We start from the raw sequence: 16,753 nt of genomic DNA on the forward strand, positions 1-16,753 counted from the left end.
GAGGGCCCTTGCCGGGTAGGTGAGGGCCCTCTGGCGTTGCCGCGTGTCTCGCGGCGCGGATTGCCCGGCCGGCGCACGTCCTTCTGTGGTGGGGCGACGACCCGACTCGCGTGGATCTGTGGGCCTGCCTGTCGGCGCACCGCAAGCGACCCGGACAGGGCCGGCGTCGGCTTGGGCCGCCGTGCAGGTTTCGGCGCGGTCCTAGCCCGTTCCCCCCACGGCGGGGGCGATGTGGGCCCCGGTGGATGGGGACGCCGTGGCGGCGGGTGAGGGGGTGGCTGCCGGTGTCGGGGCTGTGGTTACCGAGATGTTGGTGCCGAGGTGGATCCGGGCGTGGAACCACTGGGCGTCCTCGGTGCTGAGGGCGATCACGCCGGCTGTGACGTCGTAGTCCCCCCGCGCCTTGATGTCCGGGGCGAAGGCGCCGACGTAGAGCAGGCCGCCCTTTGCGTCGCGCAGCTGGACCGCGTACATGACGTTCACCACGGTGGTGCCTTTGGAGGGCAGGTCGGCGGCCAGTGCTATCCGGACCGGCTTCGCGACCACCGTCATCGGGGTCGTGCTCGTCGGCCCGGGCGAGAGGTCGAACGTCGAGAGGATCGGCATCACCCGGCCGCCGAACGTGAGGTCGCTCCCGGGCAGGTCGAGCGTGCCGGAGACGGGTACCGGGGTGGCCGCCGACGGCGGGGCGGAACCCGAAGATGCCCCGGCGGCGGTTCCGCGCCCGGCCGGGTGGTCCGGGTCCTCGCCGAGACGCAGGGTCAGGGCGAAGCCCAGCAGCGCGAGGGCCGCGGTCCCCGCGCCCAGGGTCGCGGCGGCACGGCGGCGGCGCCTGCGGCGCATCGCCCGGGCACGTGTCGCGGGGCCGCCGACGATCGGAGCGGTCGCCCGGGCGGCGGCCAACTCGCGTAGTGCGGCGGACAGTTCATCGGACACGGCGGCTCTCCTTTCGGACCGGCCCGTCGGCCTCGTCCACGCGGCCGTCGGCGTCGTCCTCCGCGAGTCGCTTCGCCAGCTCTGCCCGCCCCCGGAACAGCCTCGCCTTGACCGTCCCCACGGGCGCGCCGGTCTCGGAGGCTACCTGCTCCACACTCAGGTCGCACAAATGGTGCAGCACGATCGCCATCCGCTGGGCCGGGGGCAGTTCGCGCAGGGCGGCCACGAGCGCGGTGCGCTCGGGACCCGGGCCCGGGGTCGATTCGGGCGGCGGAGTGCGCCGTACGAGTTCCAGCCAGCGCCTCGCACGCCGCCAGCGGCTCACCGCCAGCCGCATGGCCACCGTGCGGATCCACGCCTCGGGAGCACTGTCCGACAGGAAGTGCTGTCGCCGGTCCCAGGCCCGTACGAACGCTTCCTGAACGACGTCCTGGGCCTCCCCGTGGTCTCCGGTGAAGGCGTAGAGCTGTCCGGTCAGCCGGGGGAACGCGGTCGCGTAGAAAGCGTCGAACTCGTCCTCGGTCATGCCTCCACCGGAATCTCTGCCCTTTCCTTGCAACCCCGCCCCCTCCGTCGTGCGTACAGGTCGCGTAGGTCGCGTAGGTCGCAGCCGGCGAAGCGCAACCCCACCGGGAAGACGGCGTACACGGGTTCCAGGCTCCCTCTCCCCTGACGGCGTTGGCTCACTGCCTGCTCAACCTACTTGCACGACCGAACGGTTGCCCGACCAGGACGGACGGCCCCATGCGTCCGGCCACGACCGAGTTCCCGAGCCGAAGGACCGCCCACGTGCCACCGACCCCCGACGTACTCCCCGGCCGCCCCGTCCACCCTGTCCGCCCTGTCCGCCCGGTCCGCCCCGTGGTGCTCGCCGCCGCCGGCCACGACTTCGCCGCGTACGCCCGGGCGCACTGGTCCCGGCTGGTCGTGACCGCTCGGCTGCTCACCGACGATGCCGGTGCCGCGGAGGAACTGGCGCGGAGAACGCTGGTGCGGATGTACGCACGGTGGCGGCGCGTTCCGCGCAACGACGTGGACTTCCATGTGCGGCGCTGTCTGGTGCGCACCCACCTGCGCCGGCCGCGCGGACGACGGGCCGCGCGACGACGGGCCGTTGTGGTGCTGCGGGTCTGGGAGGGGCTGGCGGACGCGGAGATCGCCCAGCTGCTGGGCTGCTCGGTGGGGGCGGTGCGTGCCCATGCCAGACACGGTCTGAAGGAGGCCGGCACCGGCCCCGGGCAACTGCGCGAGGTGTTCACCCGTGCCGCCGCCCGGAGCGTCGTCCCGTCCGAGGTGCCTCTTTCCGACATCCGGGCACAGGGCCGCATCCGGCGACGACGTCGCCTTGCCGTGGCCTCGGCCGCCTGCGCCGCGCTGCTCACCCCCGTCGCCCTCCTCGGCGCCGACCGTCTCGGGGGTGGCGGTGCGCAGGACGGGACGTCCGGAGCCCGGTCCGGGGACGGCAGTCGCCAGGCCACGAGCCCGATCCGGGTCGTGGCGCCGGGCGAGCGGGTGACCGCCGGGGCGGGGGTACGGATCTGGCTGACGGCCGACGGCGCGCACTGGTCCGTGCCCCTCCCCGGGGACGACAGCGACCGCCCCCTCGACGAACCGGGCGTCTCCCTCCGGGTGGACAGCGTGACCGGCGGGTTCTTCCTGTCGGGCCTCTTCCACGGTCTCGGCGGCGATCCGGGTCGCGTCGAGGTGAGAACCGGCGACGGCGGCAGAACCACCGCGAAGGTCCTCGTCCTGGCGGGCAGTCCGGGGTGGGGCATCTGGTACGCGAGCACGCCATTGCCCAGCAGGAACGTGCAGGCGCTCCTCTCCATGGACGGCGACGATCGGGTCGTCACGGTGTACGACGCCGCCGGCAGGGTCGCCGTACGGTCGGACCGCGAGTGGTGGCGGATATGAACCCGATCGAGGACGGCAACCTGGACGGTGACGGGGACAGGGACGGGGACAGGGGCAGGGACGGGCTGCCTCGACCGGGGCGCGCTGCGCGGCGGCCGGGGAAGGGGATGCTGTCGAGGCGCCGGCACCGTGAGCGCGCGCCGCTGCGGATCCGGTTCCGGCGCAACCGCGGTCGGCGGCTTCGCCGGCTGCTCTACGCCTTCCTCACGCTGCTCGCGACGCTGTGCGCGGCGGCCGTCGTGGCGTACCACCTGACGTCCATTCCGAAGCCACACCCCGAGACCGTCACCCAGAGCACCGTGTTCCTCGACGCGGACGGCGCCTATCTGGGCCGGCGCGGACCGGTCGACCGGCAGGACATCCCGTTGTCCGCGGTCCCGAGGCATGTGCAGGAGGCGGTGATCGCCGCGGAGAACCGTTCCTTCCGTACGGACAGCGGGATCTCGCCGAAGGCCATCACGCGGGCCGCCCTGGCGACGCTGACGGGCGGCGACCCGCAGGGCGGCTCCACCATCACCCAGCAGTACGTGAAGAACGCGCTGCTGAGCCCGGAACACTCGTTGGCCCGCAAGGCACGTGAGGCGCTCATCGCGATCAAGCTGGACCGCACCCGCACCAAGGACGAGATCCTCGAGGGCTATCTCGACACCGTGTACTTCGGGCGGGGTGCCGCCGGGATCCAGTCCGCCGCGCGCAACTACTTCGGCGTGGACGCGAAGAGCCTGACGGTCGCGCAGGGTGCCGCGCTGGCGTCCATCCTCAACATCCCCTCGTACTACGAGAAGGCGGGCTCCGATCCGAAGGTGACCGCGAAACTGGAGAACCGCTGGGAGTGGGTGCTCGACGCGATGGCCGCGAGCGGAAGCATCACGGCGAAGCAGCGGGCCGCGGCGCGTTTCCCGGCGTTCCGGTTCTATCCGCCGGGCGAGACCGAGGGGCAGCGGCAGTACCTGATCGACGTCGCCGCGAAGGAGGCCGCCGACCGGCTCGGCATCACCGAGGACCGGCTCGCGAGCGGCGGCTACAGCGTGACGACCACCTTCGACCTGGCGCTGCAGGACAGCGCCACCCAACTGGCGCAGAAGCATCCGGGGGGCAAGAAGGGCGTGCGGGTGCACACCGCCGTCGTGGGCATGGTGCCCGGCGACGGAGCGGTGCGGGTGCTGTACGGGGGCTCGGACTACGCGCGGCAGTCGTTCAACGACGCCGTGAGCGGGGCGGTGGAGGCGGGTACCGCGCTGGATCCGTTCAGCGAGGTGGAGCGCGCGGGCGAGCCGTTGAGCAAGCTGCTGAAGAAGCCGGCGCCGACCCCGCTGGACCTGGCATCGGTGTACGCGACGGTGGCGGCGGACGGCAAGTACACCGGCCCGTACACCGTCGCTCGCATCACGAAGGAGGGCCGCACCGTCTACCGGGCGCGTCCCGACGTGCGGCAGGTCCTGGACGAGAAGGAGGCGCTGGTGGCGGGCGCGCGATCCGGGGCCGGACCGACGCCCGTCGCCGTCGCCGTCGATGCCGGTGCCGATGCCGATGCCGATGCCGATGCCGATGTGGCCGCGGGCCCGGCGGTGGCGAAGGGTTTCGCCACCGCCGGGGCGGGCGGCGGCATCACCCGGCGGACCGTGTGGACCACCGGGTACGACGGCCGACTCGCCCTGACGGTCGCGCTGTTCGCCGACCGGGCAGGCAGCAAGAAGGGCACGACGGTGCCCGCGCAACTGCCGAACGAGCCGTCACCGACGGAGTTCGCGCAGAGGGTGGCGGCGGGGATCTGGGACGCCACCACCTCGAAGGGCGAGGCGAAGGCCGGGCCCTGATCTTCGTGCCTATTTCCCGGCCACCGTCCAGGGCACCCCACACCGGAGGCGGGCCGCGACGGCGAGGGTCGCGACCGCGCCGGCGACGAGCAGAGGGTGCCCGACCAGCCATGTCTGAGCGCCCTCGAACGGGTCGCCGGCGGTCAGCGTCGCGCGTTCGAGCATCCAGGACACCGAGAACACGAGCCCGATGACGGCCACCCCGATGCGGAACGCGGGGTAGACGGTCGTGCGGGACAGCACGATCAGCGACGGCATGATCAGGGCGACGACGAGCAACTGGGTCAGCTCGATGCCCAGGTTGAAGCCCAGCAGCGTGGTCACGAGCGACCCGCGGTCCAGGCCGAGGTCGCCGATGAGCGAGGCGAACGCGAGGCCGTGGACGAGCCCGAAGCCCGCGGCGATGAGCACCTCGCCGCGCGCCACCAGCGGCCGTATCGCGTGGACCGCGGAGACGGCGATGGAGAAGGCGATCAGCGTCTCGACCGGCCGTGACGGGACGTGGATCACTCCCGAGGCGGCCAGGGCGAGGGTGAGCGAGTGGCCCAGGGCGAACGCCGACACGACGTGCACGACCCGTACGAGACTGCGGCGCGCCGATGTGCCTCCGGCGACTCCGGCGACTCCGGTGGCTCCAGTGGCTCCGGTGGCTCCAGTGGCTCCAGTGGCTCCGGTGCGCCATCGGCCGGCGGTGGCCACCAGCGGGGCGGGGATGAGCAGCATCAGCAGGAACAGCAGGTGGTCCGCGCCCTCACCGACGTGCTCGATGCCGAGCCCCGCGGTGGTGACGAAGCCCTTCAGCCAGGAACCCTCGTCGGCCGGGACCCGCAGGCTCTTGGTGTCCCAGTCGAGGACGCCGAGGGTCTCGGCGTCGTCCGTCTTGAGGATGCCGCGGTCGAAGTCGTACCGGACGGTGGCGATGACCTTGTGGGTGAGGAGTTCCTCGACGATGACGTCGTAGCGCAGACGGAAGTCGGTGACCCGTCCGTCCGGCGGGCGGATGGTGAGCGGGTAGACGAGGTGCGCCGTCCCGTCGATCGTCCGCACCGACCCCGTGCCGAGCCCCACGGTCCAGGGGGTGCCGTCCTCGCCGACGGCGCTGATGTGCCGCGCCGTGTAGCGCTTGAGGAAGGACCGGTCCTCGCCGAGCACGCCGGCGGGGGTGAGGTCGCGGTCGACGGCGATCGCCAGACGGTCGATGGGCAGCTGCACCTCGCCCTCGACCCGGTCGTCACGGATGTCGAGCAGGACGGCCGAGGTGCTCATCGGGTGGGCGGCGGCCGGCGACGCGAGGCCGCCGACCAGCAGGAACGCCGAGAGCAGCAGGGCGGAGACGAGACGGCGCACGGACGTCACTCCCAGCCGTAGTCGGAGGTCTCGTCCCGGAAGATCGTGTGCTGGTGGATCTCGTCGGTCGAGGCGCCGGGCTGGTTGGAGAACTCGATCCAGGCGGACGGCCCGTCGAGACGGACGTACGTCTGGTCGTTGTCGATGGTGGTTCCGCCGCTCCAGCCGATGTACGTCTCGTCGTACTCGGCGACGTACTTGGCCAGGAGCCGTGCCGCGGCCTTCTCGTCCAGGTCGTCGACCCAGGTGCGCAGCATCGCGGTGACCTTCGCCTGCTGCTTCTTGGTGAGGCTGCCGACGAGGACGCCCTCGGGTTCGGTCGGGAAGGGGCCGTCGTTGCCCGGGCCGAGGTAGAGGTCGTCGAAGCTGCCGTCGATCTCGGCGGCGGCCAGTTCGTCGGCGGTGAGCGACTGGACGGCGCCGATGGTGGCGGCCCGCTTGTCCGCGAGCGGGGCGTAGGCCTTGTCGTCGAGGATGAACTCCTCCGGCTCGACCGCGGTCAGCGTGGGTGACATGGTCACGTTGTTCCCGGCGTAGGTGATGTTGTACGCCGCGTGGTGACCGCCGTACTGGACGGTGAACTCGCCGGTTTTGCTGGGCTGTCCGAAGAAGGAGAGGTAGTACCACTCCGAGCCGAAGTTGGCGCCGCCGCCTCCTCCGCCGGGACCGCCGGGGCCGCCGGTGGCGCCGTCGGTCGGGGCTCCGGAGGGAGGCGTGCGGGTGGCGGTGGGGGAGGCCGACGCGCTGTCACCGGTGTCCGCGCCGTCCGACAGCGACGCGAGGTAGTCGTCCGCCTTGCGGATCTCGACGAGTTCCTCGTAGCCCTGCTTGCTGAGCGCCGCCTCCATGACCTTCATGGCCGCCGCGTCCTGCGCGTCGGTGAGGTCGCCCAGCTTCAGGCCGTTGCGCTCGACGACGGGCGTCGGGAAGTTCGACCAGCCGGTCTTCTTCGCCTCGTCGTCGAAGTCGTAGAGGACGGCGTCCTTCTGTTCGTCGGAGAGCGTCGCGAGGAAGGCATCGGCGGCCTTCACGACCTCGGCGGTGTTGGCGCCACCGGCTCCGGTGCGGGCCGCGGAGGCCGGGACCGCCTGCTTGGCGACCGTCGCCGAGGCGGACCCCGGGTCGAACGCGAGATAGCCGACGGTACCGAGGGCGATGCTGAGGCACGCGGCGAGCACCACGGGCCGGCGCAGAACGGGGCGGGTGTGGGAGGACATGGGGCTCCTGTGGCCTGAGGGTGGTGGGGTCCTCCATCGTGGGAGAGCGGTCTCAGAGCGCGGCCGGAGCCAGTCCGGAATTGGATGAGAAGGGGCTCACAGAACGCTGTGCGAGCATGCGCGCATGCCGGAACGTGTCCTCGTCGCCGACGACGATCGTGCCGTCCGCGAAGCCGTCGAGCGGGCGCTGGAGCTGGAGGGGTACGACGTCGTCACCGCCGGTGACGGTGTGGAGGCCCTGGTCCTGGCCCGCAGGGAGTCCTTCAGCGCGCTCGTCCTCGATGTGATGATGCCGCACATCGACGGTGTGGCCGTGTGCCGGGTGCTGCGCGCCGACGGTGACCGCATCCCCGTGCTGATGCTCACCGCACGGGCCGAAATCCCCGACCGGGCGAACGGTCTGGACGCCGGCGCCGACGACTACCTGCCCAAACCCTTCGAAGTGCCCGAACTGCTCGCGCGTCTGAGGGCGCTGCTGCGTCGGGCCGTGCTGACGGCAGCGCCCGCCTCGCCGGCCGAGCGGAAGGAGGGCGCCGAGGGCGCCGAGGCCGAGGAGGGCTCGCGCTCCGGTGACGTGCTGCGGATGGCGTCGCTGCGCATCTCCCCCGGTACGCGGCGCGCCTGGTGGGGAGCGGCGGAACTCCGGCTGACCAGGACCGAGTTCGACCTGCTGGAGCTGCTGGTGCGCGACGAGGGGCTCGTTCTGGACCATGCGGCGATCTACCGGAGCGTCTGGGGTCCCGACGCCGGTGTGGACGCGAAGAACCTCGCGGGGTACATCGGCTACCTGCGGCGCAAGCTCACCGATGCCGGGGCACCCGATCTGATCCGCACGGTACGCGGCGTGGGTTACGCGGCGCGGCGGCCGTGAGTCTGCGCTCGCGGTTCGCGCTCGCCTTCGCCGCCGTCGGTGCCGTGGTGGCGGTGACGGTCGGCGCGCTGAGCTATCTCGCCGCCTCCGACAGCGTGTTCGCGGAGGTCGACCGGACGCTGCGGTCGACCACCGTGGCCCTGACCCGTGGCATGGAGAAGCGCCAGGAGCAGACTCCGGCCGACCAGGCCGGCCCGGTCGGCCCGGTCGGCCAGAGCCCCGGCAGCCAAAGTCCGAGCAGCCGGGATCCCGTCGGCCCGAGCCCCGGCGGCCGGGATACCGGCAGTCGGACCCCCGCGCCCTTTCCCGGGCTGGACCTGCCCGCCCCGGGAGGTGAAGCGGCACCGCAGCCGGTCCTGCAGGCCGTGGGCCGGGACGGTACGCCGATCCGCCTGAGCGGCCCGCTGGAGAAGCTGCCGGTGTCCGACGCCGCGCGCGCCCTCGCCGCCTCCGGCGAGGCCGGGCAGTCGGACACCACCGAGATCGACGCGGGCGGTCACAGCTACCGCCTGCTGACGACCGCACTCGGCGAGAGCCGCGGCGCCCTGCAGGTGGCCGTCCAGGTCGACCAGACCCGCCAGGTGCTGGCCGGCATGGCGCGACAGATCGCGGCGGTCAGTCTGGCGGTCATGCTCGTCGCGGCGGCCGCGGGCCGGCTGCTCGCCGGACGCGTCACCCGACGGCTGGCCCGGCTGGCCGAAGTCGCCGAGGAGGTCAGCACGGACGGCCGCGTCACCCACTACGCCACGGAACCGGTGGACGGACGCGACGAGGTCGGGCGGCTTTCCGCGTCCTTCAGCAGGATGCTCGGCCGCATGGTCGCCGCCCGCGAGGCCCAGGAACGGCTGGTGCACGACGCCGCCCACGAGCTGCGGACCCCGCTGACCAGCCTGCTGGCCAACGCCACCGTGCTGCACCGCGTCACCGAGCTGTCCCCCGACTCCCGCGACCGGCTCCTCGACGACGTCCGGCACGAGACGCGCGAACTCGGTCACCTCGTCGACGAACTCGTCGAACTGGCTCTGGCGGGCGGCCGCGAGGAGACCGAGGAACCCGTGGACCTGGCCGAGGTGGCGCGGCGAGCGGCTCGGCGCGTGTACCGGCGCAGCGGACGCCTGGTGCATGTCGACGCCGACGGCTCCGTGGTCCGCGGCCGCCCCCAGGGCCTCGAACGCGCGGTGGGCAATCTGCTGGAGAACGCCGCCAAGTTCGACGCCGACGGCGACGAGCCCATCGAGGTGTACATCCGCCAGGGGGCGGTCACCGTCCACGACCGGGGGCCCGGCATCGCCGCCGACGACACGCGCCGCGTGTTCGACCGCTTCTACCGGGCCGACAGCGCTCGCGGTCTGCCCGGCTCCGGACTCGGCCTCGCCATCGTCCACGACGTCGCGGAGGCCCACGGCGGGTCCGTGTCGGCGGGTGCGCGGCCCGGCGGTGGCGCCGCGGTGGGCTTCACGGTGAGCCGGTCACGTCTTCTGCCGGCCTCCCGCCCACCTACGGGGGCCGCGGCGGCGGACTGACCGCGCCCACGCGTCCGAGGAGGACACCTCAGAGGTGCGGCGCCGGGGGTGGAGCCGTCCGCGACCGCCGTCGCGACGGTCGCCCGCCGCGGGTCTTCCGCGGAGTCGCTGGAGACGGTCCCGGTCCCGCGACGGGCGTCCCGGAGCGGGCGTAGTGGAAGGCGGCGATGCGTTCGCTGTGCTGCGAGTTGAGCCGGTGGATGAGGAACACCCCGACGGCGATCATCGCGAGGATCACGATCACGACCACGAACGTCTCCACGGTCCTCACCTCACCATCGGCCGATGCGGCATCGCTGCGGTGCCGGCCGGGACACGTGGACGTGCGACCCGGTCGCCGGCCTCGTGCCCCCCTTCGGAAGCCCAGACCGCTTCCACGGCCCGGTCGGTCTCGGACACCGTCCGCCGGCGCGCCGCCTCCTCCATCAACCGGCTCGCGGTCGATGTGCCCAGTGGGTCGCTCGCGGCGGACATCAGCCAGGCGGCCGAGGCGGGATCCGTCCGCGGCGGGACCACGAGGAGGTTCCAGCGGCCCATGCGGTAGGAGAGCAGCAGCAGTTCGTGCGGGTCCTGCTCGGCCAGGAACCAGCCGACCTTCACCACGTGCCCGGCGCCAGTCACCTTGCGCGGGAAGACCGGCCAGTGGGTGGGATTCACCGTGACCCGGGTGATCCGCCCCCACAGCGGGTCCAGTACGGCTGTCAGAGAGGGGAGTTCCGCCGCCAGATCGCGGGAACGGGGCCACCAGGCGCCGTCCAGCAGCGCCGGGGCGGAGCCGACGGGAGCGAGCGACAGACGGAGGGAGGTCGGGGAGGACCGGTCTTCGGCTTCGAGTGTCGGCGAGGGGGAAACGGTCGCAGTCATGACGCGAACCCTGCCCCGGGCCGGTGGCGACCGGCCCGGCATAGTGAATCGCCGAAAACGACACGGGCATGAAAGCCGGTGCGCGAAATGCCCTCGGTCACTCCAGGCTACTCCTCGGACAAGGCGAACGGACTTCGCCGGCCGGTCCGCCAGCGGTCCGTCCGCCGGTCCGCCAGCGGTCCGTCCGCCGGTCCGTCCGCCGGGCGATGTCAGGAGTGAGCGTCTGCCGCGGCTGCCATGGACAACTGTGCGGCCTGCTCGGTGGTGTCCGGAGGGACGACCAGCAGATCCCAGCGCCCTTGGCCGGGCGCGAGCAGGACGACGGTGTCCGGGGCGGATGCCGTCGCGGTTCTGCGCAGTCGTACGACCTGGTTGCAGACGAGGGTCCGGCCGGGCGTCGCGGACCACTTCGACCCGCTGACGGTGACGCTGGTGATCTGGCCCCACTCGGGCGGCAGTCCGCCCAGCAGGCGGGGCAGTTCGGCGAGCAGGTCGTAGGAGCGGGGCCACCATGCGCCGTCGATGGACCGTGGCATGGTGCCGCGGGGCGCCAGGCTCAGGCGGAGGAGGGGATGGGAGGGAAGCGGGGGCTGCAGTGCGATGGTCATATCTGCTCCTGTCGGCTGCCGTACGGCGGTCGCATCAGTGGCGGTGGTCGGTGGGCAGGGCGCGGTGGGCAGGGCGCGGTGGTCGGTGGGCAGGGCGCGGTGGGCAGGGCGCGGTGGTCGGTGGGCAGGGCGCGGTGCGCGGTGGCCGGTGGCCAGTGCTCGGTGCTCGGTGCGCAGCGGCCAGCGGCCAGTGCTCGGGTGGTCGGGCTCGGGCCCGGCGGTCGGCGATCCGGGCCGGAACTCGACCGCCGAAGTCGGCGGAGCGGCCGGAGCGGCGGACGCATGTCGTGCACGCTGCCGAGGTGTTCGAGGAGGCGGATGACGGCGGCGGGCTCCGACCTCGGTAGGCGCGAACCCGTCGGGGCCTTGCGCCTCGGTGGGGGTGGGCCCCTCCGGCGAGGGCGCGGCCGGGGGAAGCGCTGCCCTGCCGGAGGGGGACGGAGGTGCCGCGGGGGCGGCGATCAGCGGCTTCTGCCGTCCACGAGGGACTGTCCGCGCGAGCCGTCGTCTTCGCGCCTCGCAGGAGAGCTCCCGGTGTCGTCACAGGCGAAGAACCAGCGGAGCGCGTCGGCGGCCTGCCGGGCGACCGCCGGGTACGACGACACCCTCGGCGCGGCCGAGGCACGATCGGACCGGTGAGCGGCTTCGGCTGCCATAAGGCGGAACCTGCCTCGAGCGCGGAGCACCCGGTGTGGTCGAACCAGGAGGACGAGACCGGCCTGAACGCCGGTGTACGGAGGATCCTCGCTCCCCCAACCTACTCCCCCGTGCCCCGGGACGACGCGGGTCCATGACGACGGCCCGCTCCGGGACCTCGGACCGAGGCCTGCCGCGCCGTCACGTTGCGGCGGCTCAGGGGGTGAGCTGCTGCCGTCCCATGACGGAGAGGAGTTCGAGCTTTCCCTGACTCTCCGTGCCGGGCCGGGCGGTCATGACCACGAGGGTCTGGGCGCGGTTCTCGGTGAACAGGACCTGGGCGTCGACGTCGATGCGGCCGAGGTCGGGGTGCAGGACCGTCTTGCTCTCGCCGTAGCGCTGGGCGACTTCCTGGAGTTCCCACAGGCCGGCGAACTCGGGGCTGCGTTCCTGGAGTTCGGCGACGATCCGGGAGGCCCGGGGGTCTCCGCTGCCGACCGTGAGCGCGGCCCGCAGGCGTGCTGCCTGGGTACGGCTGTGGCGGGGGTGGTCCTCCTCGGGGTACACCAGCCGTTCGGCGGGGTCGGTGAACCAGCGGTAGTAGGCACTACGGGACAGGCCGGTGTGGCACGTCTGGTCGCCGAGCAGCGCGAGGGCGATCGGGTTCATCGCGAGGGTGTCGGCCATGTCGGACAGCACCAGGGCCGGGGTGTCGTCGTTCAGGCGCTCCAGGACCCGCATGAGGGCCGGGCTGACGTGCTCGGAGCGCTGGAAGCGGGCGGGGGCGTTGTGACCGATGAGGGCGAAGAGGTGGTCGCGTTCGTCCGGTGTCAGCCGTAGGGCCCGGGCCAGGGCGGTGGTGATCTGGAGGGACGGTTGCGGTGCGCGCTGCTGTTCCAGGCGGGCGTAGTAGTCGGTGGACATGCCGGCGAGCTGGGCGACCTCCTCGCGGCGCAGCCCCCGGGTGCGCCGGCGCGGGCCCTCGACCAGCCCGACGTCGCGGGGACGCAGCGTCTCGCGCCGCCGACGCAGGAACTCGGCCAGCTCTTTCCTGTCCATGCCCTCCATCGTCGCCGCTTTGCGTGGTCCCAGCCAGGGACCACCGATCCATGGATAAACCTTCCTCTCCCGCCTCCGCGCGGGCGCTCCTACGGTCGGGGCTGCGGGCGTGGGTTCACCGGCTCGCGCTCGGCGAAGGAGAGATTTCCATGAAGACGACCGGCAACACGATCCTGGTCACCGGCGGCACCTCGGGCATCGGGCTCGGCCTGGCCCTGCGTCTGCACGAGGCCGGCAACAAGGTGATCGTCGCCGGGCGCCGCAAGGAACTCCTCGACGAGATCACGACCGGGCACCCGGGCATCGAGGCGCTCGTCCTGGACGTCGCGGACCCGGCGTCGATCGCACGGGCCCGGGAAGCGGTGGCGTCCGCCCACCCGGAGCTGAACGTGCTGGTCAACAACGCCGGCATCATGCTGCGGGAGAACCTCCTCGACCCGGCCGACCTCCGGGTCGCCGAGGAGCACGTCGCGGTCAACCTGCTCGGCACGATCCGGATGACGTACGCCTTCCTGCCGCTGCTGCTGGGCACGGAGGACGCCGCCGTCGTGAACGTCACCTCGGCGCTGGCGTTCGTGCCGCTGCCGGTCACCCCCACCTACAGCGCGACCAAGGCCGCGCTGCACTCCTTCTCCGAGAGCCTGCGCGTGCAGCTCTCCGGCGCCGACGCCGGCGTCCAGGTGATCGAGGTGGCTCCGCCGGGCGTGCGCACCACCCTGCTCGGTCAGCAGGACGACGAGAACGCCATGCCGCTCGACGACTTCCTCACCGAGACCCTCACCCTCCTGCGCGAGCGGCCCGACGCCGGGGAGATCGTCGTCGAGCGCGCCAGGCCCGTCCGCGACGCGGAGGCCAACGGCACGTACGACGACGTACTCGCCATGCTCAGCGGCATCTGACGGCCCCTGACGGCCTCTGGCCGACTCTGATGCGGACCCACGGACCGAAGGAGCCGACGGTGACACCCACCGCCGAGCGGGCCGATGCCGCCCGCAATCGTGCCCGGCTGCTGGAGGCGGCCGCCCGGCTGGTGGCCGAGCGAGGGGCCGAGCACGTGACGATGCGGGAGGTCGCGGAGGCGGCCGGGGTGGGAAAGGGCACGCTGTTCCGCCGGTTCGGCGACCGCGACGCGCTCCTGCTGGCCCTGCTCGGCGAGGCGGAGGCCGAGTTCCGGGAGGCGTACCTGTGCGGTGCCCCGCCGCTGGGGCCGGGTGCCCCCGCGAGGGAGCGGCTGGTGGCGTTCGGCTGCGCGCTGATCGAGCGCATCGCGGCCGAGACGGACCTGGGCGCCGCGCTGGGGCGTCAGGTGGTCCACGAGCGCCGCCACGCGTCCGGCACCGGCCGCGCCTTCCACCGTCACGTCTCGACCCTTCTCGCGGAGGCCGGAGTCGACGGGGACCACGACATGCTCGCGCACGCCCTGCTCGCCTTCACGAACTTCGAGACGACGGACTACCTGCACGTCGGGTGCGGGGCCTCCGTCGCACGTCTGAAGGCCACCTGGGCGGACCTGGTACGGCGGGTGGCCCCCGCCGAGCGCCGGGCTCCCGGCTCCGGGTAGCGGTCGCCGTTTCTCCGCGTCCCGGTCAGAGTCGAGCGTGCGAGGGGCAGCGGCGCCGGATCGCCGCGCCGGTGGAGCGAAGGAGGCTCGGGATGAGCAAGGTCGTGCTGGATGTGTCGATGTCCCTGGACGGGTTCACCGCCGGACCGAACGTCCGTGCGCAGGAGCCCATGGGGGACGGCGGCGAGCGGCTGCACGCGTGGATGGCCGGTGCGGGGCCGGACGGCGGGGTCGACGTCGCCGTCCGCCGGGAGATCGATGCGAGGGTGGGGGCCGCCGTCGTCGGGCGGCGCACCTTCGACCTCGGTCTCGGCCCGTGGGGCGGCACGCCGTGGCCCGGCGTCCCGAGCTTCGTCGTCACCCACCGGACCAGGGAGGACCTCCTCGGCGACAACGGCGGGACGTTCGCCTTCGACGGGCTGCCGGCCGCGGCCCTGCGGGCGAAGGAAGCCGCGGGGGACAAGGACGTCCTGGTGCTGGGTGCGGACATCGCCCGGCAGTTGCTCGGGGCGGGCCTGCTCGACGAGGTGCACATCCATCTCGTGCCCGTCCTGATGGGGCGGGGCACCCCGCTGTTCGCCGGGGAGCGGGCCGACCTGATCCCGCAGGGCAAACCGCGCACGGGGTCCGTGACCCACCTGCGCTACCGGGTCGTCTGAACGGCCACGGGGCGGAGGCCGGAGGCAGGTGGCCGATGGCGGTGGCGGTGGCGGTGGCCGATGGCGGTGGCGGAGGCGGTGGCCGGAGGCGGTGGCCGGAGGCGGTGGCCGGAGGCGGTGGCCGGAGGCCGTGGGACGGAAGCCGCCCGGCCGGTGCGAGGTGCCGCTGTGAGCCACCTCCGCACCTGCCGGGCGCGCCCGGCTTCAGGCCGCCTGGGCCGGCAGTCGCCCCTCCGCGACGGCGGTGACGAGCGCCTCGTGGTCGCGCTCGTTCTGGTCGGCGTACTGCTCGGCGAAGGTCACCAGCGCCCGGTCGAAGCTGTCGCCGCCGCCCAGATAGGCGGCGATGGCGATCCGGTCGCCGGATCTCGCGTGGGCGCGGGCCAGCGTCGCTCCGCACAGCGCGCCGAAGGTGCGCATGCCGCGGGGCACCATGTCCTCGGCCACGGCGACCCACTTCCAGTCCCGCAACTGCCGTACGTAGAAGTCCCGTCGCCGGCCGTCGATGCCCTCGACGCGCTCCCAGCCCAGGAAGATGTCGCTGGTGGCCTGCATCAGCCGCTGTCCGGCGACCACCCGCTCGCCCTGCGTCCGGTACGTGCTCACCCCGGCGAAGGGCGCCAGCACCGACTCGTCGGCCTCCTTGGCCTGCAGGAACAGCGGATCCTCGTCGTCCTTGCCGAGCAGCAGCACGATCCAGCAGCGGGTTCCCACGCTGCCCACGCCGACGACCTTGCGGGCCATGTCGGCCACCCGGTACTGCTCCAGCAGGTACCGCCGGTCCGACTGGATGGACTGGCCGTAGCGCTCGATCAGCCGGCGGATGCCCTTCTCCACGTCGCCACCGCGGCCTTCACCGGGCAGCAGGTCGTCGAGACGGGTGATGAGCGGGGGGTCGGGGGCGATGAGGCGCCTGCCGTCGACGACGTGGGTGAGCTTGTCGAAGACCTGGAGGGTGTCGTGCGAGAGCGCCTTGGTCACGGCCTGCGCCCACCGCTCGCGGCCCCGCGCGGACAGGTCCGCCCCGAACCGGTCCCGTACCCAGTTGACGTCGAACTGGGCGTACCAGACGGCCAGGTTGCCGAGTCCGGCGAAGGACCGCATGCTCTCCCGGTACGACCGCACGGTGGCCCGTACGATCCTGGCCCGCTCCTTCGTGCTGAAGCCGTTCGCCCGGCCCGCGATGACGAGGCTCGCGGCCAGGCGCTTGACGTCCCACTCCCAGGGGCCCGGCAGCGTCTCGTCGAAGTCGTTGATGTCGAACATGAGGCGCCGCTCGGGTGAGGCCAGCAGCCGGAAGTTCAACATGTGGGCGTCACCGCACAGTTGGGTGCGCAGCCCCGTCGTCGGGGTGTTCGCGAGGTCGGACGCCATGATGGCGGCGGCCCCCCGGTAGAACCGGAACGGCGACTCGGACATCCTGCTGTAGCGGATCGGCACGAGGCCGGGCAGCCGGGTCGCCGACTGCTTTTCGATGATCTTCAAGGGGTCCGGCCGCTTCGGTCCGGGCGCGAACTCGGCGTGGCTGGAGCGGGGCGCGTTCGCCCGCGCGGCCTTGCCGAGCGCGGCCCGTTCCTTCGGGGCGCGGTGCCGCACGTCGTGTCCGTCCAGTTGGTTGTCGGTCATGGCTGCGGCTCCGTGGGGTGGTCTCGCCGGACGCCCGGGGCATCGACGAAGGTCATGGCCATGGCGAGATTGCGGGCTCCCTTCGGCCGATCATGAGCGGTCCGCGTGCCCGCGT

The 16,753-nt window shown here is 72.8% G+C and carries 16 protein-coding genes; 7 read left to right on the top strand and 9 right to left on the bottom strand.

The annotated features are described in order from the left end of the window. Window positions 1–201 precede the first annotated feature (201 nt). The gene (locus OG933_RS20530) at window positions 202–936 is read right to left on the bottom strand and encodes a hypothetical protein (protein ID WP_405628286.1); all 735 of its coding nucleotides are present in this window, start codon (window positions 934–936) and stop codon (window positions 202–204) included. Next, window positions 926–1,462 carry a SigE family RNA polymerase sigma factor gene (locus OG933_RS20535; protein ID WP_362522384.1) on the bottom strand — a complete coding sequence of 179 codons (537 nt, stop codon included), beginning with the start codon at window positions 1,460–1,462 and terminating at the stop codon, window positions 926–928. The genes OG933_RS20530 and OG933_RS20535 overlap by 11 nt, the downstream gene beginning before the upstream one ends. A gap of 263 nt (window positions 1,463–1,725) precedes the next feature. On the opposite strand from OG933_RS20535, the gene OG933_RS20540 reads away from it, so the two are divergent. Next, a complete protein-coding gene (locus OG933_RS20540; protein ID WP_405628289.1) occupies window positions 1,726–2,850 on the top strand; it encodes a sigma factor-like helix-turn-helix DNA-binding protein in 1,125 nt (374 codons plus the stop codon). 107 nt (window positions 2,851–2,957) lie between these two features. Next, window positions 2,958–4,667: a transglycosylase domain-containing protein gene (locus OG933_RS20545; protein ID WP_405628292.1), complete on the top strand. Its 1,710-nt coding sequence runs from the start codon at window positions 2,958–2,960 to the stop codon at window positions 4,665–4,667. 9 nt (window positions 4,668–4,676) lie between these two features. Here OG933_RS20545 and OG933_RS20550 read toward each other — a convergent pair whose 3' ends face one another. Next, window positions 4,677–6,014 (bottom strand): HupE/UreJ family protein, encoded by a 1,338-nt coding sequence (locus OG933_RS20550; RefSeq protein WP_405628294.1) that lies wholly within the window; start codon window positions 6,012–6,014, stop codon window positions 4,677–4,679. Between the two features lie 5 nt (window positions 6,015–6,019). Beyond that, window positions 6,020–7,231: a DUF3500 domain-containing protein gene (locus OG933_RS20555; RefSeq protein WP_405628297.1), complete on the bottom strand. Its 1,212-nt coding sequence runs from the start codon at window positions 7,229–7,231 to the stop codon at window positions 6,020–6,022. 124 nt (window positions 7,232–7,355) lie between these two features. Here OG933_RS20555 and OG933_RS20560 point away from each other — a divergent pair, with 124 nt between their 5' ends. Both OG933_RS20560 and OG933_RS20565 read left to right on the top strand, forming a co-directional pair. After that, the gene (locus OG933_RS20560) at window positions 7,356–8,102 is read left to right on the top strand and encodes a response regulator transcription factor (protein WP_405628300.1); all 747 of its coding nucleotides are present in this window, start codon (window positions 7,356–7,358) and stop codon (window positions 8,100–8,102) included. Next, on the top strand, window positions 8,099–9,625 hold the full coding sequence (locus OG933_RS20565; protein WP_405628303.1) for an ATP-binding protein: 1,527 nt from the start codon (window positions 8,099–8,101) through the stop codon (window positions 9,623–9,625). Before OG933_RS20560 ends, OG933_RS20565 begins: the two co-directional genes overlap by 4 nt. Before the next feature lie 28 nt (window positions 9,626–9,653). Here OG933_RS20565 and OG933_RS20570 read toward each other — a convergent pair whose 3' ends face one another. The 4 genes from OG933_RS20570 to OG933_RS20585 all read right to left on the bottom strand — a co-directional run bounded on the left by OG933_RS20570 (window position 9,654) and on the right by OG933_RS20585 (window position 12,792). Then, the gene (locus OG933_RS20570) at window positions 9,654–9,887 is read right to left on the bottom strand and encodes a hypothetical protein (protein WP_362522370.1); all 234 of its coding nucleotides are present in this window, start codon (window positions 9,885–9,887) and stop codon (window positions 9,654–9,656) included. A gap of 5 nt (window positions 9,888–9,892) precedes the next feature. Beyond that, window positions 9,893–10,489, bottom strand: coding sequence for a DUF5994 family protein (locus tag OG933_RS20575; RefSeq protein ID WP_405628307.1), 597 nt, complete (start codon window positions 10,487–10,489; stop codon window positions 9,893–9,895). A gap of 209 nt (window positions 10,490–10,698) precedes the next feature. Beyond that, window positions 10,699–11,097, bottom strand: a complete 399-nt coding sequence (locus tag OG933_RS20580) for a DUF5994 family protein (RefSeq protein WP_362522366.1) — start codon at window positions 11,095–11,097, stop codon at window positions 10,699–10,701. An 852-nt stretch (window positions 11,098–11,949) separates the two neighbouring features. Continuing rightward, window positions 11,950–12,792 carry a helix-turn-helix transcriptional regulator gene (locus OG933_RS20585; protein ID WP_362522364.1) on the bottom strand — a complete coding sequence of 281 codons (843 nt, stop codon included), beginning with the start codon at window positions 12,790–12,792 and terminating at the stop codon, window positions 11,950–11,952. A gap of 149 nt (window positions 12,793–12,941) precedes the next feature. Between OG933_RS20585 and OG933_RS20590 the strand changes: the two genes are divergently transcribed. The 3 genes from OG933_RS20590 (at window position 12,942) to OG933_RS20600 (ending at window position 15,012) form a co-directional block, all read left to right on the top strand. Continuing rightward, on the top strand, window positions 12,942–13,691 hold the full coding sequence (locus OG933_RS20590) for an SDR family oxidoreductase (protein ID WP_405628309.1): 750 nt from the start codon (window positions 12,942–12,944) through the stop codon (window positions 13,689–13,691). Between the two features lie 59 nt (window positions 13,692–13,750). Continuing rightward, the gene (locus OG933_RS20595) at window positions 13,751–14,353 is read left to right on the top strand and encodes a TetR/AcrR family transcriptional regulator (RefSeq protein ID WP_405628312.1); all 603 of its coding nucleotides are present in this window, start codon (window positions 13,751–13,753) and stop codon (window positions 14,351–14,353) included. A gap of 92 nt (window positions 14,354–14,445) precedes the next feature. Next, window positions 14,446–15,012: a dihydrofolate reductase family protein gene (locus OG933_RS20600; RefSeq protein ID WP_405628313.1), complete on the top strand. Its 567-nt coding sequence runs from the start codon at window positions 14,446–14,448 to the stop codon at window positions 15,010–15,012. 204 nt (window positions 15,013–15,216) lie between these two features. Here OG933_RS20600 and OG933_RS20605 read toward each other — a convergent pair whose 3' ends face one another. Next, window positions 15,217–16,638: a DUF2252 domain-containing protein gene (locus OG933_RS20605; RefSeq protein WP_405628316.1), complete on the bottom strand. Its 1,422-nt coding sequence runs from the start codon at window positions 16,636–16,638 to the stop codon at window positions 15,217–15,219. Between the last annotated feature and the right edge of the window lie 115 nt (window positions 16,639–16,753).

This window comes from Streptomyces sp. NBC_00016, from assembly GCF_045040885.1.
GTDB classification, from domain to species: domain Bacteria; phylum Actinomycetota; class Actinomycetes; order Streptomycetales; family Streptomycetaceae; genus Streptomyces; species Streptomyces coriariae.

Coding starts and splice junctions, on each gene's coding strand:
- OG933_RS20535 (WP_362522384.1), bottom strand. CDS start 1,462: ATGACCGAGGACGAGTTCGACGCTTTCTACGCGACCGCGTTCCCCCGG.
- OG933_RS20545 (WP_405628292.1), top strand. CDS start 2,958: ATGCTGTCGAGGCGCCGGCACCGTGAGCGCGCGCCGCTGCGGATCCGG.
- OG933_RS20555 (WP_405628297.1), bottom strand. CDS start 7,231: ATGTCCTCCCACACCCGCCCCGTTCTGCGCCGGCCCGTGGTGCTCGCC.
- OG933_RS20560 (WP_405628300.1), top strand. CDS start 7,356: ATGCCGGAACGTGTCCTCGTCGCCGACGACGATCGTGCCGTCCGCGAA.
- OG933_RS20575 (WP_405628307.1), bottom strand. CDS start 10,489: ATGACTGCGACCGTTTCCCCCTCGCCGACACTCGAAGCCGAAGACCGG.
- OG933_RS20580 (WP_362522366.1), bottom strand. CDS start 11,097: ATGACCATCGCACTGCAGCCCCCGCTTCCCTCCCATCCCCTCCTCCGC.
- OG933_RS20585 (WP_362522364.1), bottom strand. CDS start 12,792: ATGGACAGGAAAGAGCTGGCCGAGTTCCTGCGTCGGCGGCGCGAGACG.
- OG933_RS20590 (WP_405628309.1), top strand. CDS start 12,942: ATGAAGACGACCGGCAACACGATCCTGGTCACCGGCGGCACCTCGGGC.
- OG933_RS20600 (WP_405628313.1), top strand. CDS start 14,446: ATGAGCAAGGTCGTGCTGGATGTGTCGATGTCCCTGGACGGGTTCACC.
- OG933_RS20605 (WP_405628316.1), bottom strand. CDS start 16,638: ATGACCGACAACCAACTGGACGGACACGACGTGCGGCACCGCGCCCCG.